The organism is Micromonospora sp. ALFpr18c (assembly GCF_008868155.1).
GTDB lineage: Bacteria > Actinomycetota > Actinomycetes > Mycobacteriales > Micromonosporaceae > Micromonospora.
Window position 1 is genome coordinate 1 of record NZ_WBKR01000417.1, and the last position, 1,074, is coordinate 1,074.

A 1,074-nucleotide genomic window follows, 5' to 3' on the forward strand; every position below is an offset into this window, starting at 1 on the left:
TGCGCCGCACGGCCCTTCGCCTGGCCTTTGCTCGGTCGGCTCGGTCTTCGCTCGGTCGGCCGGGCCTTCCGCCTGGCATTTGCTCGGTCGGCTCGGCCTTCGGCCGGCTCGGCCTTCGGTCGGCTCGGCCTTCGGTCGGCTCGGTCGGCCGGGCCGTGTCGACCGGTGCCGCGGTCAACGGGCGCGGGCCAGCGCCTCCCGGCACAGCCGGTCGGCGGTCCGGGTCGTCTCCGGCAGCCGGTACCGCGGCGCCAACGCGAACACCTGAGTGGTGGCGTTGTCCAGGCTCATCCGATGCCCGACGCTGACGAAGACCGGCTTCACCCCGTCCTGCGTCCGCACCACCCGGCCGACGACGTCACCCCCGTCCCGCAGCGGCGACCAGGAACCCCGCCCCCGCTGCACCGGATCCCACTCACCGATCAGCGGCGTCATACCCACCCCGATCGCGGGCAGCCCCGTCACCACCCCGAGATGGCAGGCGAGCCCGAACCGGCGCGGATGAGCCAACCCGTGCCCGTCGCAGACCAGCAGGTCCGGTCGGGTGGACAGCCGATCCAGCGCGGCGAGCAGCGCCGGCAACTCACGGAACGCGAACAACCCCGGCACGTACCCGAATGCCGGCCGACCCACGCTCACCGCGGAATCCACCACGGCCAGCGTCCGGGCGTCCAACACGGTCACGGCCGCCGCGAGCAGGTCACCGCTCTGCGCGTACGCGACGTCCAGCCCGGCCACCATCACCGGCGTGGCCGGGCCCGGCCCGACCAGGTCAACGAGCGGTCGCAACGCCTCCTGCACGCCCACCGCCTCCGCAACAGTGCGCGGCGCGGCCGTCAGGCCTGGCGCACTGCTTAGAGCGACCGGCAATAGGCGTTACTTGAGTCGGCGGGTGGTGGGTCGGGTGTCCCAGCGGTAGAGCGTGCGGGCTCGTTGGATGAGTTGACGGATGGTGACGATCGCTGCGGCCAGGTACAGGTAGAAGTCGATGATCTGGGCGTTGCGGTCGGTGCAGCGGCGGATCTTGCCGAAGCCGTTCATCCAGGAGTTGGTTCTCTCCACGACCCAGCGTTT

The 1,074-nt window shown here is 71.6% G+C and carries 1 protein-coding gene and 1 pseudogene; both read right to left on the reverse strand.

What is annotated here, in order from left to right; genetic code table 11:
• Positions 1-174 precede the first annotated feature (174 nt).
• On the reverse strand, positions 175-807 hold the full coding sequence (locus tag F8271_RS31480; protein ID WP_225854904.1) for an endonuclease V: 633 nt from the start codon (positions 805-807) through the stop codon (positions 175-177).
• A 69-nt stretch (positions 808-876) separates the two neighbouring features.
• Positions 877-1,074 (reverse strand): annotated as a pseudogene (locus F8271_RS31485) (IS5/IS1182 family transposase); the annotation flags it as partial.